The organism is Paenibacillus oralis, assembly GCF_003863965.1.
Lineage (GTDB): Bacteria > Bacillota > Bacilli > Paenibacillales > Paenibacillaceae > Fontibacillus > Fontibacillus oralis.
Genome location: NZ_RRCN01000001.1, coordinates 1,851,853 through 1,877,488, shown reverse-complemented (window position 1 = coordinate 1,877,488; position 25,636 = coordinate 1,851,853). Strand labels below are relative to the sequence as shown.

Annotated in this window: 17 protein-coding genes and 1 rRNA gene; 1 reads left to right on the top strand and 17 read right to left on the bottom strand. The window is 54.1% G+C overall.

Annotated elements, in window-relative coordinates:
- Window positions 1-11: 11 nt before the first annotated feature.
- The 3 genes from EHV15_RS08865 to gyrA form a co-directional block, all read right to left on the bottom strand.
- Window positions 12-1,565, bottom strand: a 16S ribosomal RNA gene (locus EHV15_RS08865).
- A 343-nt stretch (window positions 1,566-1,908) separates the two neighbouring features.
- Entirely contained in the window at window positions 1,909-3,033 is a 1,125-nt protein-coding gene (locus EHV15_RS08860; protein ID WP_128630884.1) for an HD-GYP domain-containing protein, read from the bottom strand.
- Between the two features lie 282 nt (window positions 3,034-3,315).
- Window positions 3,316-5,844: a DNA gyrase subunit A gene (gene gyrA, locus EHV15_RS08855; RefSeq protein WP_128630883.1), complete on the bottom strand. Its 2,529-nt coding sequence runs from the start codon at window positions 5,842-5,844 to the stop codon at window positions 3,316-3,318.
- Between the two features lie 320 nt (window positions 5,845-6,164).
- Between gyrA and EHV15_RS08850 the strand changes: the two genes are divergently transcribed.
- Window positions 6,165-6,947, top strand: coding sequence for a YheC/YheD family protein (locus EHV15_RS08850; protein ID WP_128630882.1), 783 nt, complete (start codon window positions 6,165-6,167; stop codon window positions 6,945-6,947).
- Between the two features lie 24 nt (window positions 6,948-6,971).
- Here EHV15_RS08850 and EHV15_RS08845 read toward each other — a convergent pair whose 3' ends face one another.
- The 14 genes from EHV15_RS08845 to dnaA all read right to left on the bottom strand — a co-directional run bounded on the left by EHV15_RS08845 (window position 6,972) and on the right by dnaA (window position 25,475).
- Complete coding sequence (locus EHV15_RS08845) at window positions 6,972-8,873, bottom strand: DUF2264 domain-containing protein (protein ID WP_246061425.1); 1,902 nt, start codon at window positions 8,871-8,873, stop codon at window positions 6,972-6,974.
- A gap of 29 nt (window positions 8,874-8,902) precedes the next feature.
- Entirely contained in the window at window positions 8,903-10,057 is a 1,155-nt protein-coding gene (locus EHV15_RS08840) for a glycoside hydrolase family 88 protein (RefSeq protein WP_128630881.1), read from the bottom strand.
- Between the two features lie 25 nt (window positions 10,058-10,082).
- Window positions 10,083-11,918: a heparinase II/III family protein gene (locus EHV15_RS08835; RefSeq protein ID WP_128630880.1), complete on the bottom strand. Its 1,836-nt coding sequence runs from the start codon at window positions 11,916-11,918 to the stop codon at window positions 10,083-10,085.
- Between the two features lie 42 nt (window positions 11,919-11,960).
- Window positions 11,961-13,580, bottom strand: a complete 1,620-nt coding sequence (locus tag EHV15_RS08830; RefSeq protein WP_128630879.1) for a helix-turn-helix domain-containing protein — start codon at window positions 13,578-13,580, stop codon at window positions 11,961-11,963.
- Window positions 13,580-15,418 carry a cache domain-containing sensor histidine kinase gene (locus tag EHV15_RS08825; protein ID WP_128630878.1) on the bottom strand — a complete coding sequence of 613 codons (1,839 nt, stop codon included), beginning with the start codon at window positions 15,416-15,418 and terminating at the stop codon, window positions 13,580-13,582. The genes EHV15_RS08830 and EHV15_RS08825 overlap by 1 nt, the downstream gene beginning before the upstream one ends.
- Before the next feature lie 63 nt (window positions 15,419-15,481).
- Window positions 15,482-16,903, bottom strand: a complete 1,422-nt coding sequence (locus tag EHV15_RS08820; protein ID WP_128630877.1) for an ABC transporter substrate-binding protein — start codon at window positions 16,901-16,903, stop codon at window positions 15,482-15,484.
- Window positions 16,904-16,971: 68 nt separating this feature from the next.
- Window positions 16,972-17,811, bottom strand: a complete 840-nt coding sequence (locus EHV15_RS08815) for a carbohydrate ABC transporter permease (RefSeq protein ID WP_128630876.1) — start codon at window positions 17,809-17,811, stop codon at window positions 16,972-16,974.
- An 18-nt stretch (window positions 17,812-17,829) separates the two neighbouring features.
- Window positions 17,830-18,717 (bottom strand): carbohydrate ABC transporter permease, encoded by an 888-nt coding sequence (locus EHV15_RS08810; protein WP_246061423.1) that lies wholly within the window; start codon window positions 18,715-18,717, stop codon window positions 17,830-17,832.
- Window positions 18,718-18,835: 118 nt separating this feature from the next.
- Complete coding sequence (gene gyrB / locus EHV15_RS08805; protein ID WP_178075804.1) at window positions 18,836-20,740, bottom strand: DNA topoisomerase (ATP-hydrolyzing) subunit B; 1,905 nt, start codon at window positions 20,738-20,740, stop codon at window positions 18,836-18,838.
- Between the two features lie 69 nt (window positions 20,741-20,809).
- Window positions 20,810-21,058 carry an extracellular matrix regulator RemB gene (gene remB / locus EHV15_RS08800; RefSeq protein WP_036618201.1) on the bottom strand — a complete coding sequence of 83 codons (249 nt, stop codon included), beginning with the start codon at window positions 21,056-21,058 and terminating at the stop codon, window positions 20,810-20,812.
- Between the two features lies 1 nt (window position 21,059).
- A complete protein-coding gene (gene recF / locus EHV15_RS08795) occupies window positions 21,060-22,184 on the bottom strand; it encodes a DNA replication/repair protein RecF (RefSeq protein ID WP_128630873.1) in 1,125 nt (374 codons plus the stop codon).
- A gap of 62 nt (window positions 22,185-22,246) precedes the next feature.
- Window positions 22,247-22,471, bottom strand: a complete 225-nt coding sequence (gene yaaA, locus EHV15_RS08790; protein ID WP_128630872.1) for a S4 domain-containing protein YaaA — start codon at window positions 22,469-22,471, stop codon at window positions 22,247-22,249.
- Window positions 22,472-22,491: 20 nt separating this feature from the next.
- Entirely contained in the window at window positions 22,492-23,634 is a 1,143-nt protein-coding gene (gene dnaN / locus EHV15_RS08785) for a DNA polymerase III subunit beta (RefSeq protein WP_128630871.1), read from the bottom strand.
- 494 nt (window positions 23,635-24,128) lie between these two features.
- Window positions 24,129-25,475, bottom strand: coding sequence for a chromosomal replication initiator protein DnaA (gene dnaA / locus EHV15_RS08780; protein ID WP_128630870.1), 1,347 nt, complete (start codon window positions 25,473-25,475; stop codon window positions 24,129-24,131).
- Between the last annotated feature and the right edge of the window lie 161 nt (window positions 25,476-25,636).

Genomic DNA, 25,636 nt, shown 5'->3' with positions numbered 1-25,636 from the left:
GTACTCCATAGAAAGGAGGTGATCCAGCCGCACCTTCCGATACGGCTACCTTGTTACGACTTCACCCCAATCATCTACCCCACCTTCGGCGGCTGGCCCCTTGCGGTTACCTCACCGACTTCGGGTGTTGTAAACTCTCGTGGTGTGACGGGCGGTGTGTACAAGACCCGGGAACGTATTCACCGCGGCATGCTGATCCGCGATTACTAGCAATTCCGACTTCATGCAGGCGAGTTGCAGCCTGCAATCCGAACTGAGACCGGCTTTTCTAGGATTCGCTCCAGATCGCTCCTTCGCTTCCCGTTGTACCGGCCATTGTAGTACGTGTGTAGCCCAGGTCATAAGGGGCATGATGATTTGACGTCATCCCCACCTTCCTCCGGTTTGTCACCGGCAGTCACTCTAGAGTGCCCAACCTTACTTGCTGGCAACTAAAGTCAAGGGTTGCGCTCGTTGCGGGACTTAACCCAACATCTCACGACACGAGCTGACGACAACCATGCACCACCTGTCTCCTCTGTCCCGAAGGAAAGGTACATCTCTGTACCGGTCAGAGGGATGTCAAGACCTGGTAAGGTTCTTCGCGTTGCTTCGAATTAAACCACATACTCCACTGCTTGTGCGGGTCCCCGTCAATTCCTTTGAGTTTCAGTCTTGCGACCGTACTCCCCAGGCGGAGTGCTTAATGTGTTTACTTCGGCACCAAGGGTATCGAAACCCCTAACACCTAGCACTCATCGTTTACGGCGTGGACTACCAGGGTATCTAATCCTGTTTGCTCCCCACGCTTTCGCGCCTCAGCGTCAGTTACAGCCCAGAGAGTCGCCTTCGCCACTGGTGTTCCTCCACATCTCTACGCATTTCACCGCTACACGTGGAATTCCACTCTCCTCTTCTGCACTCAAGCCATCCAGTTTCCAGTGCGACCCGGAGTTGAGCCCCAGGATTAAACACCAGACTTAAACAGCCGCCTGCGCGCGCTTTACGCCCAATAATTCCGGACAACGCTTGCCCCCTACGTATTACCGCGGCTGCTGGCACGTAGTTAGCCGGGGCTTTCTTCTCAGGTACCGTCACTCTCCTGGCAGTTACTCCAGAAGACGTTCTTCCCTGGCAACAGAGCTTTACGATCCGAAAACCTTCATCACTCACGCGGCGTTGCTCCGTCAGACTTTCGTCCATTGCGGAAGATTCCCTACTGCTGCCTCCCGTAGGAGTCTGGGCCGTGTCTCAGTCCCAGTGTGGCCGTTCACCCTCTCAGGTCGGCTACGCATCGTCGCCTTGGTGAGCCGTTACCCCACCAACTAGCTAATGCGCCGCAGGCCCATCCGTAAGTGACAGATTGCTCCGCCTTTCCCAAGCCTCTCATGCGAGAAACTTGATTATCCGGTATTAGCTACCGTTTCCGGTAGTTATCCCGGTCTTACGGGCAGGTTGCCTACGTGTTACTCACCCGTCCGCCGCTAAGTCAATCAGAAGCAAGCTCCCGATTAACTCCGCTCGACTTGCATGTATTAGGCACGCCGCCAGCGTTCGTCCTGAGCCAGGATCAAACTCTCCAATAAAGATGGAAGGAGTCTCGTACCCGAAGGTATGAGGTGTTCCATCGAAAAGTGTTTGACTTGCTCATTTTGAATCTGACGAGAAAGGATCGAATTTCAACGCCGGCGTTAACCGGATTGGAATTCGTCCATATAATTCTCATTTAATACTCACTCGTTGTTCAGTTTTCAAAGATCAACTTTTTTCATTCACCGCCGTGTTTCAGCGGCAACTTTTATAATATATCACCCTTCGCAGAATATTGCAAGACCTTTTTTTCTAGCAACTAATTCCAGTTGTTCGGCTGGCTTGCATTTTGCAACGGGCGACTATTAATATACCTCAAAAGCAGATGCAATATCAACCCTAGGAAAGAACTTCCTCGATATGCAGCTCTCTTTTCAGTACAAGATTCACGATTTCCCCTTTGACCGAAACCATCGGGCGAGTCGGGTGATTGCGGTCGGAGAACACAATTTCGCCTACGCTGCCATCACTAAGCCGTACACGCGTCCCGTTATGAAATTGAGTCGCCTTGTCGACAAATGTTTGAACTACGCCGGGATCCAGCTTTCCGAAGGCCTCGGAACGGATTTCTTCCAGTACTAGATAAGGAGACTTGGCTTTACGGTACCGCCGGTTTAACGTCATGGCATGGAAAATATCCGCGATGCTTACGATTTTGGCGTAGATATGGATTTTATCCCCGGTCAACCGGAACGGATATCCGGTGCCGTCCATCTTTTCATGATGCTGGAGCGCCGTTAATCTAACCCCTTCATTAATCGCCGCCGTTTTGCGCAGCTGCTGATAGCCGTATGTTGTATGCATGCGCATTTCCTCCGCCTCGGCAGAGGTTAGCGGGGACGGTTTATACAAAATCATCGGATCGATTTTTGTATTCCCGATATCATGCAGCAAGCCGGCAAAAGCGACCTGCATCCAATCCTTCTGCGGCAATCCGTGCCACTGCGCCAGCAGATAAGACGTCACTGAAGAAAGGATCGCATTGTGGTACAAATAATCGTATTCGTTCATATGTTGCGGCGTAAACGTGAGTACATTATAGTGCTTCAAATGGCGGATCAACGCCTCGAACTGATGGCGGAGCTCATAAATCGGGAGTTCGGCGGCCAGTACGGATTGAAAAGCGCTTTTCGTCAAATGCAGCATGCGATCGTATTCCTTATGTAATGCCGCATAGGGGGAGGCCGTCTCGTTTTCCGCAGGCCCGTTTGCAAAAGCGGAAGGAGCGACAAAAGCGGAGTACCCCTCTTTGGAAACTTCTTTCACCATCTCCGCAGCTTTACGTTCCGGGAGCTGCTGCAAATCTTCAATCTCTACTTGTTCGACCATAAAAGCGCGCAAAATATCCAAATCTCTCGGAAGCAAAACCTTTCCCTTTTGCAGCAAAAGGCCGCCTAACGGGGTGTGCACGTGATCTGACAGTTTGACTCCAGGCTTTAATTCCGTGATTGAGATATTAGCCATCCTTTACTCTCTCCTCAAATGTCCAAACTAAAAATCCGCCTTCAATTCTCCCAAATTTAGGGATAAAGAACTACGGTCCATCTACTGTCATTATAGTACGGCAGCAAAATAGCTAGCAATCTTTCTTTCTATACAAGTTGAACTGTTTCTTCAGAATCATTTCACACTCTTGCCTATTTCCCGCATTTCTTTAGTTCAACTTATATAGTCCCCGTAATAAGCGAAGAAAAAACAGCCTTCCCGCCCTTTAGGCTGAAAAGGCTGTTTTCATATATCCGCTGCTTATTCTTCAGCGTTATCGGTATCGGCAGCCGGCTCGGAGCCTGATCCTTCCTGCGGCGGATTTTCGGAAATGCCCGATTCTCCGCCTTCTTCGTCCGGCTCGTCCTCGCTTTTGTCCGTCCGGCAGACGGTCCCTACGTAATCATCCTCGCGGATGTTGATCAACTTCACGCCCTGCGTATTCCGGCCCATCGTGGAAATACCTTCCATGCTGGTCCGGATCAACGTACCGCTGCTTGTGATGATCATCAAATCTTCCTCGTCCTTAACGACTTTCAGGCCGACGACCGAACCGTTCTTTTCCGTAACGTTGATCGTCTTGATCCCTTTGCCGCCCCGGCTTTGGATCCGATATTCGGAAACCGGCGTACGTTTGCCGTAACCTTTGGCGGTTACGATCAACACGTCCTGACCCGGCACCACGACATCCATGCCGATCAGCTCGTCGCCGTCATCCAGCGTGATGCCTTTGACCCCGGTAGCCGCTCTGCCCATGGAACGAACGTCGCTTTCCGGGAACCGGATGGACATCCCTTGCGCCGTGCCCATGATGACTTCCTGCTGGCCGTCGGTCAGCTTCACGTCGATCAGCCTGTCGTCCTCGCGCAGATTCACGGCAATCAGACCGCCTTTGCGGATGTTGATGTAATCTTCGATCGGCGTCTTTTTGACGATCCCCTGCTGGGTCGCAAAGAACAGATACTTGTCCTCATCAAAACGCTCGACCTCGATCACCGCATTTACGGTCTCACCCTGCTCAATCTGAATCAGGTTGATGATTGGCGTACCGCGCGCCGTACGGCCCAGCTCCGGAATTTCGTAAGCTTTCAGGCGGTAGGCTTTGCCGCGGTCGGTAAAGAACATCAGATAATGGTGGGAGTTCGTCACGAACAGATGCTCCACAAAGTCATTATCTTTCGTATCCATGCCCACGACCCCGCGTCCGCCGCGTTTTTGGCTGCGGTAGGTGGTAACCGGCAACCGTTTGATGTAACCGGTATGCGTAAGCGTGATGACGACCTCTTCCTGCGGAATCAGATCTTCGTCGAGAATGCTCTCTTCCCCGATCGTGATTTCCGTCCGGCGAGGATCGGCATGCCGCTCGCGGATATCCTGCAGCTCCTCACCGATGATTTTAAGCACCAACGTTTCGCTGGCCAAAATCTCGCGATACTCTGCGATTTTTTGCAGCAATTCGTTATATTCGCTTTCAATCTTCTCGCGTTCCAATCCGGTCAAACGGCGCAGTCTCATGTCGAGGATAGCCTGAGCCTGGTCAAGGCTCAAACCGAATTGCGTCATCAAACCTTCGCGGGCTTCTTCATCGGAATTGGAAGCGCGAATCAAGGCGATAACTTCGTCGATATGATCCAAAGCGATGCGCAAACCTTCCAGGATATGCGCCCGGGCTTCGGCTTTTTTCAACTCGAATTCCGTGCGCCGGCGAATAACTTCAACCTGGTGCTGCAAATAATGACTAAGGACTTCCTTGAGCGTCAGCAGCCTAGGTTCATTGTTGACGATCGCGATCATGTTAATGCCAAACGTACTCTGCATCGCCGTATGTTTGAACAAATTGTTCAGCACTACGTTTGGATTCACGTCGCGGCGAAGCTCGATGACGACGCGCATCCCGGTGCGGTCCGACTCGTCCCGCAAATCGGTGATGCCGTCGATTCTCTTCTCCCGGACAAGTTCGGCGATCTTCTCCACCAACCGGGCTTTGTTCACCATGTAAGGAAGTTCCTCCACGATGATCCGCGCCTTGTTGTTATGCTCTTCGATCGTCGTCCGGGCCCGCATTGTCACGGCTCCCCGGCCTGTCGTATAGGCCTGCCGAATGCCGGAACGGCCGATGACGAAACCTGCCGTCGGAAAATCGGGCCCTTTGATATAATCCATCAATTCCAGTGAACTGATATCCGGATTCTCGATTAACGCATGAACCCCGTCGATCACTTCACCCAAATTATGCGGCGGAATACTGGTCGCCATCCCGACCGCGATCCCCGAAACCCCGTTTACGAGCAAATTCGGAAAACGCGACGGCAGCACAACCGGTTCCTGCTCCTCGCCGTCATAGTTCGGCATAAAATCGATGGTCTCTTTATTGATATCCCGCAGCATCTCCATAGCGATTTTGGATAAACGCGCTTCCGTGTAACGCATTGCCGCCGCCGAATCTCCGTCTATGGAACCAAAGTTGCCGTGGCCGTCCACGAACATGTAACGCATGGAAAAATCCTGCGCCATCCGCACCATTGATTCATAAACCGGAGAATCCCCATGGGGATGGTATTTACCAATGACTTCGCCGACGATTCTCGCCGATTTCTTAAACGGCTTGTCCGGATGCATCCCGAGCTCCGACATCGCATACAGTATCCGGCGATGCACCGGTTTCAGACCATCCCTTACATCCGGCAATGCACGGCTGACAATAATGCTCATGGCATAATCCATAAAGGATTCGCGCATTTCCACATTGATGTCCCGGTCAATGATTTGAGAGAATTTTTCTTCCGCCATGCTGGACCTCCTTCATTTCTACCCACATGCCAATCTATGGGAAAAGCCCGAAAAACCGCCACTTTCATTATATTACTTTCACAAAGCAAGCTCAATTAAACGTGGGCCGGTTTTTATCACACATTCCATAAGGACAGCAAAAAAATAGGGATGTGTCCACTCCCATCGAAACGTTCGTACATACACTACGGATATAGGCCAAAAAAGCTTATAAAATCCCCATATCTTATAATTATATCATTGTTTATCTCTTCTGTCCTATGTTTTCGCACTCGGAAAATGATTCGGCAAAGAAGACTGAAGAAAGGAAGGATCTCGATTTGGCGATTCAACGTATCGCAAGCAAGTGGAAAAAAACGAAAATTATCCGGCAAAATGAATCTCTTCGTCCTCATATTCCGGATACCCGAAAATTCGCTTTCGAGCCTCTTCGGGATATGTTGATCGAATACGGGTTCGTCTTTGTCAAGCCGGACAACGGAACCTACGGCAACGGTGTCATGAGCGTCGAACTCTGGAGAGACGAACTTATACCGGACAGTCCAATACAATACAAGCTAAGGTACGGAACGGAATCCGAACTGTTCCCGATGGTGGAAGCATTGCATGAGGCGCTTGAGGAAAAAATCGGGCAGACGCCTTATCTGATTCAAAAAGGAATTCACGCGCTCACGTATCGGCGGCGGAAATTCGACATACGCGCCCTAGTCCAGAAAACCCCGCGCAAAACCTGGGAAACGACCGGGTTTATCGGCCGGGTGGCGGCCAAGCAAAAAGTGATCACCAACTATCACGGCGGCGGCAGCGTGATGCTGATCGAAGATCTACTAGCCCCTTACACGTCCCCAAAAGAATTCGCCCACCTTTACAAAGATATGAAATCGGTCGGCGAACGGGTAGCGGCCCAGTTGGCCCGCAAGGTTCCGGGTCTGAAGGAAATCGGCCTGGACATCGCCATCGACGAACAGCATCACATCTGGATTTTGGAGGTGAACACGCTCCCGGCCTTGTTCCCTTTCAAATTGCTGCACCCAAAAGAGGTTTATAAAAAAATCCGGCGTTACGCGGTAGCGTACGGACGGTTGAAGGCTTCTTCCAAATAGCGAAAAAGCCTTCACTACATTTGCTCAATCCACCCGGATTACTTTTACCTGGCCCATAAACGTTTTGATGCGGATCTCGTTTTGCCCCGCATCCACTATTCCGGAGAACTCGTGGGCGCTGCCTTGCGGGCTGATGCGGGCGCTCCTTTTTGCTTCCGGACAAGCCGGGTTTCCGTAAACGGCGGCTATCAGCCAATGACTTCCCGGCCGAAGACGGCCCCGAAGCGTAGGAATGACGGTCCGCGGGTGCAGCACATTCGTGTTTGCATTCGGGTAAATCGGCTCTGCCCGCTCATATCCGAGCTTGCCGACGATGCCGCTGCTCCCCAGTGAATTGCGGATCAGCACGCCGCCCTCCGGCAGCACGCCGGAATGTTCGCCCTGCACACCCGGTTCAAGCCCCAGGGCAAATCCGCCTTCGGCAACGTCCAGCTCCCGGTCCGTACTGATCCGGTGAATCCGGTAATGCCACGGCAAACCGGCGACGATCCAGGACTCCACGCAAACGTTATGCCACGGTCTCCACCGGGCATAGATGATGTTTTCCTCAATTCGGGTCTCCTCGTTGCTCCTTCTGACCCGGTACAGATTGTCGCCTTCGCTGAGCGCGAGCATCGAGTCGAAAGCCCCTTGCCCAAGCCCCCACTCCGCTCTTGGCACGCTAAAGCCGAAGGCGGTCGAATAGGCGAATTTTTCATATTTTGCAGACGTATGCGTGTGCTCGTTGGTCGAGAGGTGGCCGCTGTTGAACGCAGCGACATGCCCGTTCTCCTCCTGCCGGCAAATGACGAGATGCGGCGGCATCTGCACCGAGACCGGGGCACCTGCGGGCAGCGCCTCCTCTTCCGCCTGCCAGAAGGGATGGTTTTCCGGAAAAGCGAGCGGCAAAAAAGCTTTGAAGGCCCAGTAAGGCGATCCCGGTGAATTGTAATTTTCGGCCATCACCAGGTTGGGGTAGGCATAACCGACCGTCAACAGCCCGCCCGCATCCAAAATCGGCTGCCGAAACCACCAGCGCAAATTCCGAAGAGCCAGACCTTTGATCACACCCGGGGAGAAAACATCGACATCAGCGTAGGCGAGCGCGCCCCAGAAAGCCGACTGGGCGAACCGGTACGTCAGGCTTCTCCCATAGGGCAGCGCCGAGCCGTCCGGGGCAAACCACAACGCGAAATCTGCGGCAAACCGCGCCGCCCGGTCCTTAAAGCGGATTGCCCGCTCCGGGTCCTCATCCCCCATCAGCTTAGCGTATAGCAAACCGTAAAAATGCAGAGCAAACGGAACGTAATAATCGCTGTGCCCGCCCGGCCCATCGCTGTACCAGCCATCGGATAAGTAAAATTCGTCAATCCGGCTTAAATTTCGCTCCATTTGCTCGCGGTCATACGGAAGTCCGGCCTTATGAAATCCGATATTGACGAGCACCTGGAAAAAAAGCCAGTTGCAATCGTGGCAGGCGCGTTGATTGATCTGATTCAGCCAGGCGTACAGATGCTTCCGTTCCCGCTCGTCTAACGGCCCCCAGAATCGCTCCGGGACCAGGGCCAACGCAAACCCGAACACCGCCATTTCCACCAGGCGCTGATCGTAATCGTTCACGCCGCCCCAGTATTCCTCGTGCCCCGGATCGGTACCGTGCCGGATTCCCTCCAGGCAGATGTCCCATAACGGAGTTTCCCCGCCTCCCGCCAGAAAAGGAACCAATCCCCACAGCACGCGGGAAAAACCCTCCATCCCGGCGATGGAATCCGGATACCCCGCAGCCGCCGCTCCCAGCTTTAAGCGGGCGCGGCCGCCCGTGTAATGACCCAGCAGCGGCCCGGTAAGCTGCTGGAACGCCGCTTGCAGGTCCCGCCGCGCGGCCAAAGGATTTTCCCGAATGGACTTCGCGATTACATCCATTCCCATTTTCATTTCCGCTGTCATTTTCTAACGCTCCTCGTCCGCGAATTCGCTTATTCCCAATAAAAAGGCCCTTTCCCCAACAGCCGGGCCAGCCCTTCGACATAAAAAAAGTCCCCGTAGATCAGCGGCACATCGACGTTTTTGCCTTCCGGATAATGGCCCGTGCCGTGCAAAATCAAACCTTCCTCGCGCTCATCGTCCCAAGCGCCGTAGTTCCGGTATAACGAATCCAATATGCGGATCGCCGGCTCCCGGTAAACCGCGGACTCCAAAGGATCGACTTGATCCGCCAGCAGCAGCAGACCGCTGGCTGCGCAGGCCCCCGCCGAGGAGTCGCGGATATGCCGGAGCTCCTGCGGCGCCCGAAAATCCCATGGCGGCACCTGGTCTTCCGGCAGCCCCGCCAGAAAGAAATGGGCGGCCCGTTTGGCCGCGTCGAGATACGCCGGTTTGCCGGTGTGATGAAACGCCAGCGTCAAGCCGTAAATCGCCCAGGCCGTGCCTCTGGACCAGGCCGACTCCGGCGCATACCCCTGGCCGCCGAGGCCTTCGAGGCGCTCGCCCGTCTCCGCATCGAACCGGACGATGTGGTACACCGAACCGTCGGGGCGGAGGAAATGTTCCAGCACCGTATCCATATGCGCCTCCGCGATTTGGCGGTAACGGGGATCGCCCGTGTTGGCCGAAGCCCAAAACAAGAGAGCCATGTTCATGCAGCAATCGATAATGGCGACCCCGGCATTGTCCTCGCCTTCCGTCCACGGATTCCAAGCCCGAATATAACGACCCTTCAAGTTAAAGCGAGCCGCCAAATAATTGGCCGCTTTCAGCGCGCGGACTCGCGACGGCTCCTTGCCCAGCAGCTTATAAGAGGCTACGCTTGTCAAAATCCACATAAATCCGGCGTCATGATCCAGCCTCACATATCCGTCAAGCACGCCATCAAGCTTCTCTTCGCATTGCTCGGCCAACGCCTTGAGACGCTCATCCCCGGCGTTGTTGTACAGCAGCCATAAGATCCCCGGCCAGAAGCCGGCCGTCCACCAGCCCGGATCGGCAAGTTCATATACCCCGTTATGGCTGGCGTGGGGAAATCCATCGCCGATGCGCCGGCTGGTCCTTTGTATTTTTCGGAGCGCCTTGCTCCATGCTTTCTCCACCCAATCCGCCCGGTTCCTATCTTGCGTGTGTTCCGCCCTTTGCATGTCATTCACCTTCCCTTTCGTTTTTTCAGACAAATTCAAATCTCAGCCGCACCCGCTCGATCAATCCTGGCTGCTTAACGATAAAATCGAGCGAATACCAGGTTTCGTCCTGGCCGAAATGATTGCGGAACGTATGCGGCTGCACGTCCGGCTCGAGACGCTGCCCGTCATAAACGATGCGCAGCGCCCGCTTTCCGCCGCCGCCTGCCGCCAGCAGGACCTCGCCGTTTCCGAGCATCGCTGGCGGAAGCGGCGTCACCACCCGTTCCGCCAGCGTCTCCGGCGGTGAGACAAACCGGAACTCATCGGTCAGCTCCAGCACCGGCAGCTCCGTTTTGTTCCAGACAAACGAGCGGATGAACCGCTCAAGTCCCGCTTCATCATAGGCTCCGGTCAAATCAAGCCGCAGCGCATCCCGCGTTTCGCCGGTCGCCGCCTCCAATACGGCCGCCGCATGCCGCTCCCCCTCCGCTTGATAACGGCCGTTGATGATCGGCACCGAATGGCCTTGCGACCCGTTGCAATCATAGCGGTACCGGCCTGTTCCGAAATAATCGGCGGTATATTCGCCGCTGCCCAGATCCGCGGCAAAGGTGTCCCCAGCGGCGATCAGGATGAAATGCCCCAGGTCGTTATGGTTGTGCGGCTCCCCGTTGTGCCCGCCCTTGGCGGCAAAGCCAAACGATCCGGCCGTGCTCCGGTGCCGCGAGACCAGCCACTGGGCATCGGGCAAATCATAGCTCGCCGCCGGCCAATCGCGATCTTGCTCCCCTCCCGCCGTTCCGTTCTTCCAAATCAGGTTGCGGAAGGCCGGCGCCCAGCGGCTGCAATGGTCGTCCCGGTAATCGGCCCGCAGGCCGGGCGGCGGGAGCTGCACACTCTTGTAGCGGCGGGCGAGTTCATAGGACAACCCGATCTGCACGCGGCAATGGGGGAGCGCATCGGAAAAATTGGCGACCCGGTCGCCGCCGAGGTAGCATTTTTGCTGAAACTCGGCAATCCGCCGCACCTTGTCCAAGGCAAACAAGTCGGCCTCTCCTAATGTGCGCCGCGCGAGCAAATCGGCAAAATACACAAAATAGCCGAACCCGTAATTCCAATACCCGGGCCCTTCCGGGCAGGCCCCGTCCGCGCCGAAGCCTTGCAGGTAGCATTCGAGGCTGGCTTGCACCCGCTGCAGGATGGCGCTCAGGGCCTCCGGGTCCCGCAGCAGCAGCAGCGCGGCGGCACCGACGGAACCGGCGCATACGGCCGCCCAGTTATGCGTGGCCGTCTCCCATTCGTACGGCGCGCTCCGCAGGAAAGGCCAGAACAACCGCCGGTTCACCTCCGCCTCGATCCGCGTTTGCAGCAGCTTGGGCAGCCGCCCCTGCAGCAGCAAGGCAATCTCCCCGAGCGTAAACCCGGTTTCGGCCGCAAATAAATCGATGGCCCGGTCATGACCGTCCTCGCCCAGATGAGCCGGCAGGCACCACGTATACTCGCCGCAGACCGACCAGATCATGTCCAGCAGCTCATGTTCCGCATCCTGATCGTCCGGATCAAGCAGCGCCAGCAAAACGAATGTGTTCAGCCGCCGTCTCCGCTCAAAATACACCCGCTCATACTCCAGCCGCGTCCCCCGATTCGCATAGATCGTAAACAACGAGAAAGTGAGCTCCGGATTTTTTTCTTGCCGCAGCCGTTCCGCTTCCGCCCGGATTTCCCGGACTTCTTCCCGGTGCTCCCCGGACTCCCGCACCCGCCGCCAAAACGCGCCCTGATCTCCGTCCGGATAATATAAACGAAGATCGGCCGGAACCATACGGCTGACGATCGTCAGCCAATCCTCACGTTCCAACGTTCGTCCCAACGAATTCATGATGATCCCATCCTCCGCTTCACGCCAGATTCCAAACGCCCCTCACCTGCGGTATTCCATAGGAGTGGCGCCCGTGTATCCCTTGAACGTTTTGATAAAATAACTCTGATTGTCGTAACCGAGCATTTCGCCGATCTCCCCGACGGAATGCCTGGTCCCGTCCAGCAGCTCTTTGGCCCGCTCCATTTTCATGTGCGTAATATACTCTATGAAGGTCATGCCCGTTTCCTTCTTGAACAGCCGGCTGAAATAGCTCGGGTTCAAATGGAGATGTCCGGCCACCTCGTCCAGGCTGATCCGCGTATGGAGGCGAAGGGAGACGAACCGGCAGGCCTCCGCGACCTCCGTTCGCCGGCTCGCCCCCGAGCCCGCCTCCGTCAGAGCCGCAATCCGCTCCAGATGAAGCTTCAACCATACGCCAAGCTCGGACAGCGAATATATGTCGACCAGTTCCTTGTGCAGGGACTCGGCGGAATAGGACGGGCGGATCGAATGCAGCGAGTGAAGCTTCAGCTTCAGATCGAGCAGCAGCTTCAGCGTCCAATCTTTGACGGTCTCCGGCGAATAACGCGCCCGGCCGATCATGGACATCCATTGGTCCACGATACTTCCGGCCCGGGACGGATTATTGCCGAGCAGCGCCTCCCTCAGCTCCGCGTTGGCCCGGTCATAAAAAGCGAACAGATTCGGCCGCTCGCCATCCCCCGCGCTATCCAAGGTCTTTTTGCTCCGTTTGGCAATTTCCCCGGGTTCCAGGTAAAACCGTATCTTCTCGCCGTTAAGCAGCTCGCCAAGCTTCTGTTTCAGCCCCTCCGCACCGCTGCAGCTCTCTCCCAAAACAAAGGACATGCCGACCTTAAGCACGCGGCGCAGCGTGGATTGCATCTCCTGCAGGCACGCGGCCGCTTCGTCCGCGGCGTTCCGCTTCAGCGAAGGCGTATGGGAAAACAGCAAAATCGACGTCCCGGCGCCAAATCTGACGTGAAGACCTTGCAGCGGCAGCTCGTTCCAGACTTCCCCCAGCACGTTGCCGATCGCAAAATGCAGCGTCCGGTCCGATGCGAAGCGGTGCTTCACCGTCTGATAATTCTCCACGTAACCGATCGCCGGCAAACAGGACTGCCCGGGCAGAAACAGTCCGTATTCCCGCGCTTCCTGCTCCCACTTCTGCGCCGAGAAAAGCGGCTGATCGATCAGGCTCGCCAGCATCTGCTCCTTGCGCAGCTCGCTCGTCTCCACGACCAGATGCTTCATCCGCGACTGCTCCCAGCCGTTGTGCGCCTCTTCATCCATATGGTCCTTGAACCGGCGCAACACCGCGGCCACATCCTCCGGATCGAGCGTATCCTTCAGCAAATAATCCTGCACATTCAGCCGCATCGCCTGCTGGGCGTATTCGAATTCGCTGTGGCAGGACAAAATGGCGATTCGTACATGCGGAGACATTCCCCGGATTCGAGCCGACAGCTCCAGTCCGTCCATCCTGGGCATCCCGATGTCCGTGATCAGAATGTCCGGCATTTCCCGCTGCGCCTGCTCCCAGGCGCTCCAGCCGTTTTCGTAGGAACCCATTAAACGTAACCCCAGCCCTTCCCAAGGAATCGCCTCCGACAGCAATTGGGTAACGGGATAATCGTCGTCCACCAGCATAACGTTATACATCAGCGCTCCCCCTTATCGTGAGGAATGTACATCTCGATCACCGTTCCAAGTCCCGGCTCGCTACGAATTTCCACGTGGAACAATGGCCCGAACCTCAGGCGCATCCGCTCCATCACATTGTGCAGGCCCATGCCGGAAAAATGGCCTTTCGGCTTTAAACCACCTTGCTCTGCCGCCGTCCCCGTATCATTCATCTTGCGCAATGTGGCCACAAGCTTCGCCTCTTCCATCCCGGCGCCGTTATCCTCGACGGTGAGCAGCAAACCGCTCCTTTCCATCGAGGCGGCGATCCTGATCATGCCGGCCTGCTGCGTGAGCCCGTGGATCAGCGCGTTTTCTACAAGCGGCTGCAGGATGAGCCGCGGCACCTTCACGAGAAAAGCCTCCGGTCCAACCGCAAGCTCCAGCGTCACTTCCTGCTTCTGGCGCAAATTCATCAGCCGCACGTAATGCGAAACAAGTTCGATTTCCTCATGCAGCGTGATCTCATCCTCTTCCCGGCTGATCGTCATCCGCAGCAGCGTGGACAGCGAACCGATCATTTTTGCGCTCTCGAGATCGCCCTGCTTCATCACTTTCATCCGAATCGAGTTGAGCACGTTAAACAAAAAATGCGGGTTGATCTGCGCCTGCAGCATTTTCAGCTCCGCCGTCCGTTTGCGGGCCTGGGTCGCGGAAATTTCCGCGATCATTTCCTTTACCCGGTCCAGCATCTGGTCGAACAACAACCCCAGCCGCCCGATTTCATCATTGCCGCGAACGCCGGAGCGCACCTCCAGGTTGCCCCGCTGCACCGCCGAAGCCGCCTTGCCGAGCCGCACCAGCGGTCTGGTGAACGTTCTAACCAACACGATCAGCATCGCCATGAACACGATAAACGAGATGATCTGAAACAAGAACACGCGGTTGAAAATCGAGCTGATATTAACCGTCGCCTCCTGGTAGGGTTGGGTAAGGATCAGCCGCCAGCCGTTCAGGGCGATGCTCTGCTCGGCCACAAGCCGCGTTTCCCCATCGTCCCGCGAAACAAAGGCGGTTTCCGCCGCCGCATGCCCAAGTCCAGCCCCAAGCCCCAACTGCTCCTGCTTCCCGACGGGATACATGCCGCCGATGTTGTCCTTGTTCCGGTCCGCCACAACCCTCCCTGCGCCATCCACCAAGCGCACCTCCTGGCCCGCGGTCAGTTCGCTGAAAATATCGCTGACCTGATCCTCCATCACCGTCACGACGACATACCCGTAAATGTCCGAGTTAGCCAGCCGCAGCGTACGCGCTACCGACACCTGGTACGGATGGTCGAACCGGTCGTACTTGAATTTCGTCGGCTCCGCGCCAATCCAATAAGAATCCAACCCCTGCAGCTCGTCGAGTTGTTCGAACCAAGGTTCCTGCAGCAAATCGAGCGGCTTGTAATCGCTTACGGAATAATTCATAAAATAAGATCCGTCGGTGAGCAGCACCGTTACATAGCTTTTTTCGCCAACCACGGTCAGGCTGTCCAGCTGTTCCAGCACGCGGTTCGCGTCGGTAAATTTCCGGTAAGGGTCCGGTTCCTTATATCCGGAGGCCACCAGCTTGAAATACGTGTTCAATCCCGCATTGACCTGGATGTAATTGGCGATGTCCAGCATGCCTTTTAATAAATGGGTCACCGAGCCGTTTACCAGTTCGAGCGAATTTTCCGCATTGGCGATGGCCTGCTGCTTGACCGCCTTTTGCGTCAGCGCATGATACACGTTTAAGGTAAAGGCAGCGGGAACGAGAATGCAGACCACCGCGGCCAAAATCAATTTCGCGCGAATCGTCCGGGGCGCAAAGTGGCTGAGCCGCTTGAACATTTCACCTCTCCCCTTAGTGAAAAGGGGGGCGATGCCGCCCCCTGTTTTGGATCATTTTACCACTCATTTTTTGTTGGATTCAATAATTTGGTTAACGCGCTCCTGACAATTTTTGATCGTCGTATCGATATCCTGGTTGCCCAAAATCAGCTTCTCGTACTCCTCGTTGATTGCCTTGTACACCTCGGCCTGGTACGAAGAAGGCGGGATGATCGCGGAAGCCTTGGAGGCCATCAGCGTGTTCACCAGCGACTCTTTGTCGACCTTCTCCGGATTTTTCGTGCCGGCCAGAATCGTATCGATGATGCCGGTGATTTCCTCAGAGCTTACACCGTTCCACGCCGGAATGTTTTTGCCCTGCACGACTTGCCCTTCCGTCGTATACCAGCGGACAAAGCGGTACGCCTCTTCCTTGTGTTGCGATTTGGCGGCGACGGCTACATAATCGGTGGTCACCGGAGTCAGGCCGATCTCATCCTCGGGGTTGTTCTTCGGGAACGGAGCGACCGCCACGTTAAAATTCAACGGGACTTTGTCGGTGCCGCCGATTTCCGTGTTCATCCAGCTCCCGATCGTCAGCATGCTGGCCGATTCGTTGAAAAACTGCGTCCGGTAAGCGAGCTTTTGCGAGATCATATCGGTATACGGCACGGAAGACTGGTCTTCTTTCTCCATCCGCACGCGCAGCTCCAGCGATTTGCGGAAATTCGGGTCATCCAGATTGGAAGAGCCGTCCGCTTTCAGAAAATCGGCATTTTGCGGCTGATTCATCAATAGCAGCTTGACGTATTCCATCCATCCCCCGGCTTGCGGACCGTGGAAATACGTTCCATAGCGTTTGTTTGCACCTTCCCCCTGGGTCAGCTTTTTTGCATAATCGGCATATTCGTCCCAGGTCCAGTCGGCAGGCACCGGAAGTCCCGCCGCTTCAAGATGATCTTTGTTCAAAAGCACGTACCACGGATTAAATTTACCTGGAAGCGCATACACTTTACCGTCCAAATGGGTGTCCACTTTGTAATCTTCTTCCACGGTGTACCCGTCTTTGGCGATGTAATCGTCGAGCGGCTCGGCCATGCCTAACGCCACGCGCTGTGCGTATCCGGCGGCATCGCTGAACATCAGGATGTCCATTTGCGCCGACGAGGCCGCTTCCAGGTCCAGCTTTTTGAACGCCTCCTGGGTGTCTCCTTTTTCGCTCAGCTGCACCAGCTCGACCGTTACGCCCGGATTCGCCTGCTCATAGGCCTCCAGCGTGTGCTTCCAGTTGTACGCCTCTTCGGTTCCGTACGTGTACAAGCGAAGATTCACCTTGCCGCCGCCGTCACCGGACGTTTCTCCTTCCGCCGCCGGAGATCCCCCGCCGTTGCCTCCGGCCGTGTTCCCGCCGCCCCCACAGCCCGCCAGCAGCCCGATCAGCAGCATCGCGGCCAGTATTGACGACCACAGCTTTACTTGTCTAGACCCCGTTTTCCATTTGTTCATGCTTACCCCTCCTTGGTCAGGATATATATGGATTCTCCCGGACGGTTCTTATGTCTTTCCTTATGCCGTTAACCTTTCACCCCGCCGAGAGCAATTCCTTCAATCACGCTTTTTTGCCCAATGATGAAAATAATCAGGAGCGGAAAGATCGCGGACACCGCCCCGGCCATAATCAGGGAATAAAACTCCCCGCTCATGGACGTAAACTTCTGCATCGCCAGCGGCAGCGTAAACCATTTGTCCGTCCTTAGAAAAATCAGCGGATTCTGATAATCGTTCCATGTCCAGATAAACCGCAAGATCGCATAAGTCGCCACGGCCGGCTTCACCAGCGGCAGACCGATCGAACGGAAAATCCGGAAATGCCCGGCCCCGTCGATTTTTGCCGATTCGATGAAATCCTGGTGCACGCCCATAAAAAACTGCCGCAGCATAAACGTCCCCAGCACGCTGAAGCTGCTGATGACGATTAGGCCGAGATGGCTGTCGAACAGCCCGATGTTGCGGTACAAAATAAACTGCGGCACCAAAATCGCCTGGCTCGGAATCATGTACGTGGCCAGCACGATCAGGAACAACCCCTGGCTGGCGGCGAACTTGATCTTCGAGAAGCCGTAGGCCGCCAAACTGGAGATCAGGCTGGAAATAAACGTCGTTGCCACAGCGACCTTAATCGAATTCCAGTAATACACGTAAAACGGATAGTCGCCGAACCACACCTCTTTGTAATTTTCCACCGCGTTCCAGGTCCGGGGAATCCATTCAATCGGGTAAACGAACACCTCGGTTTCGATTTTGAACGACGTCATCAGCATCCAGAAGAAAGGGAGCAGAAACAGGATGCTTGCGGCAAACATCAGCAGGGTCAGAACGGCCCTCGGCCACTCGATACGGCGGCTCGTCATCATCTAAGCCCACTCCTTTCCTCAGTAGTTGACCCATTTTTTCTGGGCGATCCATTGGATGAACGTAATCAGCATAACCAGCCCAAACAGCACCGTGGCGATGGAGGAGGCGTAGCCCACTTTCAAATTCACGAAGGCCGTATCGTACAGATACCACACCATCATCGTCGTCGAACCGATCGGTCCTCCCTGGGTTAATACAGCGATGATATCAAACACTTTAAACGTGGAAATGATCCCGGTGACCATCAGGAAAAAAGACGTCGGCGACAGCAGCGGAAACGTAATGCGGCGGAATTTCACCCACCCGTTGGCGCCGTCGATATCGGCGGCTTCGTACAGATCCTTGGGGATCGATTGAAGCCCGGCGATGTAAATGATCATGTTGAAGCCGATGGAGATCCAAACCGTGATCATCATGATCGAGATGAGCGCATAATTCGGATCGGCGATCCATTTCGGCGGATTGGCGAAGCCGATCGTTTTCAAAAGCTCGTTGATCGGGCCGTAGGAGGGCTGAAACAGCACCTGCCAGACGACGGCCACGGCGACGATGTTGGAGATGTATGGCATAAAATACGCCACCTTGAAATACCCCTTCATGTACACGTAACGGTCGATCAAAATCGCCAGCACCATCGAAATCAGCATATAGGCCGGGACGGTCAGCAAAAAGAGCAAATTGTTGCGAAGTGAACGAATAAACATCGAATCTTCCATCAGGTTGCGGAAATTTTCCAAGCCGACAAAGCGGATGCCGTCCCAGCCCTGCACAAAATTCCAGTCCGCAAACCCGAGCACCAGCGTGGCGAGAATCGGCATCAGTACCAGCACGGACACGCCCAGCAGCATCGGGCTGACGAACAATAATCCGGCGATCGTTTCGCCCCGCTGCAACGATTTCATCATAGAAATCACCTCGGAAAGGAGTAGTAAGCTCTTGCGTACCTCCATAATAAAAAAAATACCGCCACCACAGTGACGGTATTTTGATCAATTTCACGCTGATTTTTACTTTTTCATCTGATTAGATATCGAGGTTCTTCACGTATTTGGCGTGCTCGTGAATGAAATCGCGGCGCGGCTCGACGTTGTCGCCCATCAGCGTATCGAAAATCGCATCCGCCTGGATGGCGTCGGCAATCGATACCTGCTGCATCGTCCGGCTTTCCGGATCCATCGTCGTCTCCCACAGCTGCTCGGGGTTCATCTCGCCCAAACCTTTATAGCGCTGAACGTTGACTTTGACGCCTTCGCCGAATTCGGCGATGATTTCATCGCGTTCTTTCTCCGATTGGGCGTAGCGCACCGTCTTATTGCGTTCGATTTTGAACAGCGGCGGCATCGCGATGTAGATGTAACCGGCTTCGATGATTTTCCGCATGTAGCGGAAGAAAAACGTCAGCAGCAGCGTCCGGATATGGGCGCCGTCGACGTCGGCGTCGGTCATGATGATGATTTTATGGTAACGCGCCTTCGTAAGGTCGAACTCCTCGCCGATCCCGGTGCCCAGCGCCGTGATGATCGCGCGGATTTCGGCGTTGCCGAGGATGCGGTCCAGACGCGCTTTTTCCACGTTCAGAATTTTACCGCGCAGCGGCAAAATCGCCTGGAAGTGACGGTCCCGCCCCTGCTTCGCCGAACCGCCGGCCGAGTCGCCTTCGACGATGTACAGCTCGCTGATCGAGGCGTCCTTGGAGGAGCAGTCCGCCAGCTTGCCCGGCAGGGCGCTGACTTCCAGGGCGCTCTTGCGGCGCGTCAGCTCGCGCGCTTTACGGGCCGCTTCCCGCGCCCGCGAAGCCTGCAGTGATTTCTCCAGGACACGCCGGGATACGGACGGATTTTCTTCCAGAAACTCCTGCAGCTTTTCCGCAAACAGCGATTCCACGATTCCCCGCACTTCGCTGTTGCCGAGCTTTGTTTTCGTTTGGCCTTCGAATTGGGGCTCGGGAATTTTTACGGAAATGATCGCCGTTAACCCTTCGCGCACATCGTCCCCGGTCAAATTGTTGTCATTGTCCTTGATCATTCCTGCCTTGCGGGCATAATCGTTGATGATGCGCGTCAGCGCGCTCTTAAAGCCGGACTCGTGGGTGCCCCCCTCGTGCGTATGAATGTTGTTGGCAAACGAATAGATATTTTCGGTATACCCTTCGTTGTATTGCAGGGCGACTTCCACCTGAATCATGTCGCGTTGGCCTTCCACGTAAATCGGCTCTTCATGCAGCACTTCTTTGTTATGATTCAGGTAAATCACGTATTCCTTGATGCCGCCTTCGTAATGGAACGAATCGCTGGCCCCGGTGCGTTCATCGGTCAGGGAGAGATTGATGCCTTTATTCAAAAAGGCCAGTTCCCGGATCCGCGTCAGCAATGTGTTGTAATCGAATACGGTCGTTTCCGTGAAAATTTCCGGATCAGGGTAAAATCTCGTCTTCGTCCCGGTTTCATCCGTGTCGCCAATGATCCGCACATCGTATTGAGGCACGCCGCGGTGATACTCTTGCTGATAAGCATGCCCATCGCGGCTTACCTCAACGACAACTTTCGTGGACAATGCGTTGACGACGGAAACGCCGACCCCGTGAAGTCCCCCTGATACTTTATATCCGCCGCCGCCGAATTTCCCCCCGGCATGCAGCACGGTCATGACGACTTCGAGCGTCGATTTCTGCAGCTTCTCATTCAGGCCGACCGGAATGCCCCGGCCGTTGTCTATGACAGTCACACTGTTATCTTCATGAACGATGACGTCGATTTTGTTCGCATAGCCGGCAAGCGCCTCGTCTATACTATTGTCTACGACTTCCCATACCAGATGGTGCAAACCGCGGACGCTGGTGGATCCGATATACATCCCCGGCCGTTTCCGGACCGCTTCCAGGCCTTCGAGCACCTGTATGTTACTCTCGTCATACGTTTGTTCGTTCATCGACAATGCCTTCACCTACTTCTATAGATTCAACCACATCATGTAAACCTCTGAACTTATATTATAACGCTAAACCGCCAATATAACGTTAGCCTTTTTTTTCAAAGTCGCCGAGGAAATAGGCGAATAGTATACTTCATTTTGGGTCACGACGATCGACTTGGCCTCTTCTTCACCGATGCGCACGACGTTTTTTTGCTCAAGCGCGTGGCTGATAAACTGCTTGGATATTTTCGATGACTGCTCGATGGAAATATCAAAAATCGCCACCAACTCCGAAGAGAGAATGACTTTTTCTCCGCCCAAATGAATATACATTTTACTCCTTCGCCCCTCCTTGGACTTGTCCGTCCTGAACATGAAAAATGCTGGCGTCCCGCAGCCGGCTTGCATTGATGCTTTCGATGCCAGTCGCCGTAATGAACGTCTGCACTTTGCTCTGAAACGTTTCGATCAATTGGGTTTGGCGGTAAGGATCCAGCTCGGACAATACGTCGTCCAACAGCAGGATGGGATATTCCCCGATCTCCTCATGAATGAGCTCGATTTCCGCCAGTTTCAAAGATAACGCCGTGGTCCGCTGCTGCCCCTGCGACCCGTAGACTTGGGCTTCGTTCCCGTTAATATAAAAAGAGACATCGTCGCGATGGGGACCGCAAAGTGTCATGCCGCGGCGGATTTCCTGATCTTTCACTTGTGATAACTTTATCATAAATTGCTGCAATAAGACAGCTTCATCTTCTTCTTCCGCTTCTCCGAACGAGGGAAGATAGGATAATTTCAGCTTTTCACCGCCGCCGGTGATGCCTTCGTGTATCTGCTCGGCCCATTTTTGCAGTTTTCTTATAAATTGTTTCCTTTTTTTGATGATTTTAACACCATGCTCCGCAAGCTGCTCGTTCCATATTTCCAGCATCGTGGAAAGCTCAGGCCCGGCGCCCCAGGCTTGCTTCAGCAGGTTGTTCCGCTGCACCAAAATCTTCTGATATTGCTGAAGATGATATAAATATCCGGGCTGCACCTGGCCGATTTCCATATCGAGGAAACGCCGCCGCACTCCCGGCGTGCCCTTGACGATTTCCAAATCCTCCGGGGCGAACATCACGACGTTCAGCGCCCCGATGAAATCGCTGAGCTTGCGCTGCTCCAGTCCGTTGAGCTTTGCTTTTTTGCCTTGCGAAGTCAGGCGAAGCTCCAGGCGGACAGCTCCGTATTTTTTCTCCACTTCTGCCTCCACCACGGCGTGATCGCTGCCGAACGAAAGCAGCTCCTTGTCTTTGCCGGTCCGGTGCGATTTCGTCAGAGCCAGCACAAACAAAGCTTCGAGCAGATTCGTTTTGCCCTGGGCGTTGCGCCCGATGATCAAATTGACGGCGCCAAACGAGTTTAGCGATAGCGTATCATAGTTTCGGTAGTGCTGCAGCGATAATTGATTAACATACACGATAGCTTAAGCCCCCTCGTTTTCCGCTTGCTTCGCGCCGATTTAAGGCTGGGAAGAGCCGGTCAGGGAGCCTTCGGCCCGGCGATTTGAAAGGCACCGCACCCTTCCACTTCGACCTTGTCGCCGGGATACAGCTTGCGGCCCCGGCGCTCTTCCGCTTCCCCATTCACTTTGACCGCCCCGTCCGCCAGCAGCGCTTTGGCCATGCCGCCCGTCGGCACGCAATCCGCCAATTTTAAAAATTGATCCAATTTAATATATTCACTGGAAATGGAGATTATTTTCATGGCGCCGATTTCCTTTCAGGTCAGTGAGTAGTCCGGTATGGCAAGATCAGATACAGGCTCTGCGTGTCGTCCACCGGCTTGATAATGATCGGGCTCATCGCGCCCGTAAATCCGATATGCAGCTGTTCGCTCTCCACCACTTTGAGCACGTCCAGCATATATTTTGAGTTGAAGGAGATGCGCAGCGGTTCCCCGGTGAACTGGGCGACCTCCATTTGCTCGGTAACTTTCCCCAGTTCCGAAGAGCTGGAGGAGATTTCGATGGAGCCGTCCTCCAGCGTCTGCAGGCGCACGATGTTCGTTTTTTCCTCGCGGGACAGCAAATAAGCACGGTCGATCGAATCGCTTAATTTTTTCGTGTCTAAAATCAGTTCTGTTTTATAGTTTGTCGGAATAATCTTGGAAGTATCCGGATATGTCCCATCGAGAATACGCGTATAGAACAGGACGCGGTCGATTTTGAACAGCACTTGGTTGTCGGCGACGACGATCTCGATGCGCGTATTTTGGTCGGGAATGATTTTGCTCAGCTCGTTTAGGGTTTTGCCGGCAATGACGATGTTGCTGAAGCGCGCCCCTTCGGCGTCATCGAGCCCGGCCACACGGCTGGCCAGCCGGTGACGGTCCGTCGCCACGAATTTGAACTGGTTGTCGCTTAAATTCCACAACACCCCGGTCAAAATCGGCGACGTTTCGTTGGTGGAAATCGAGAACACGGTCTGCCGGATCATATTTTTGAGCAAATCGCCGGGGATGGTAATGACCTGGTTCTCCTCGATGCTTGGCAGCACCGGGAATTCCTCGGGGTCGAGACCGACCATTTGAATGTCCGTCGAACCGGAGCGAATGAACGTTTGGAAGCCGTCTTGAACCTCCATTTCGATCTCCTCCGAAGGCAGCTTTTTGATGATTTCGACGAAAAATTTAGCGGGCAGCACCACACTGCCGGGACGTTCGACTTGAACGATCTGCTTGTCCTTGTCTTCCGCCGGGATATAAGCCTGGATGGAGATGTCGGTGTCGCTGGCGGTTAACGTCATCCCTTGAAAATTCACTTCCAGCTTGATCCCCGTCAAAATCGGAATCGTCGTACGGCTGGAAATCGCCTTGGATACGTGCTGAATCGACTCGTTAAGATCATGTTTTAAAACGCGGATTTTCATAAGTTCAACTCCTAAAAGTTTTATGAAGCATAAGCTTCTTTGGAATAACATCGCAATAAAACTACTTCGGAAGCATAGGCTTAGTTTTATGAAGCTTACGCTTCTGTTAGAAAGGACTTCGCAATATAACTTGCTTCGAAAGCATAAGCTTAAGTTTTATGGAGCATAGGCTCCTTTAGAAATAACCTCGCAATATAACTTACTTCGGAAACTTTAAATCTATAAGTAATAAAACTTGCTTGATAAGCATAAGCTTGTTTTATGTAACGGGATTACTCCCCCGGTTTTTCGGGTTATACGAAAGTGCGAATGTGCTGATTGCTGTTTGCGTTGGTCCCCGAAGTCAGGTTGCTCGCTACCACTTATTAAGATGTGTATATTTAAATTTATTTAGAAGAAGTAGTAGGGGCCCTGAATATGTGGATAACAACCCGGAAAATATGAAATGAAGCCTATCCACATGTGAATATCATGTGCATAGGCTTATCCCTTATTCAGGTGGCGTTTTTTATTTTCTCGGTAATGTTGTTTACGATCTTGTACAGTTCCTGATCGTTTTTGAGCTGCTGGGTGATTTTCTCGTGTGCGTGTATGACCGTCGTATGGTCCCGCCCGCCAAAGGCGTCGCCGATCTTCGGCAGCGAGAAATCGGTTAGTTCGCGGGCCAGATACATGGCGATCTGCCGCGGAAAAGCGATCGCTTTGGTCCGTTTGCGCGCTTTGAAATCGTCCAGTTTCAAATTATAGTAATCGCCGACCCTTTGCTGAATATCCTGGATCGTAATCATCTTCGGACGGCTGGAAGGGATGATATCCTTGAGCGCTTCCGCCGCCAGATGGGTGGTGATGTCTTGATTGATCAGGGAGGAATAAGCGACAACCCGGATCAAAGCGCCCTCCAGCTCGCGGATGTTCGTATCGATTTGATTGGCGATGTAGATCATCGCTTCGTTCGGAATATCGAGATTTTCGGCCTTGGCCTTTTTACGCAAAATCGCGATCCGCGTCTCTAAATCCGGCGGCTGGATATCGGTGATCAGTCCCCATTCAAACCTCGACCGCAGCCTCTCCTCAAGCGTCGGAATCTCTTTTGGCGGCCGGTCGCTGGAGATAATGATCTGCTTCCTCTCTTCATGCAGCGCGTTAAACGTATGGAAAAATTCCTCTTGGGTCGATTCCTTGCCGGCCAGAAACTGAATATCGTCGATCAGCAAAATGTCGATGTTGCGGTATTTGTTGCGGAAGCTTTCCGCACGGTTATCCCGGATGGAATTGATGAATTCGTTCGTAAATTTCTCGGAGGAAATGTATACGACTTTGCTGCTGGGGCTATGCTCCAAAATATAATGGCCGATCGCGTGCATCAGGTGGGTCTTGCCGAGTCCTACGCCGCCGTAGAGGAAAAGCGGGTTATACGCGCGCGCCGGCGCTTCCGCGACAGCCAGGGAGGCCGCATGGGCGAACCGGTTGCCGGATCCGATGACGAACGTGTCGAACGTATATTTCGGATTAAGCATGTTGGAAACGCTTTCCTCGCTTGGGACGGGAGCGGGTGGTTCCTTGTATACCTGGGTTTGTTCGGCCGGAGCTGATTCCTCAATGACGAAGGAGACGTCAAGCTGTTTGCCGGTAAATTCAAAAATCGTCGTTGCGACCAGCTTTGTGTAGCGGCTTTCCAGCCATTCCACCGCAAACGTCGTCGGCGCGGAGATGACGATCGCTTTGTCGGTCATGGAGACGATTTTCGTTGCTTTGAACCAGGTATCAAAGCTGGGTTTGCTTAGCTTGGTATTAATGATTGCTAATATTTGCTGCCATATTTCCGAGGTATGGCTGTCCACAGACTGTCACTCCTTTTAAAACTTCCAAGTGTGGCTTAAGCCATGCGAAAGAAGTCGAAAAAACATAAAGAATGGGGAAATTTATCCCCATAGTCCAGTTCCATATGATTATTATAAACGTGAATAAATTCGAATTGTTCACAATTTTATCCACAGGTTGT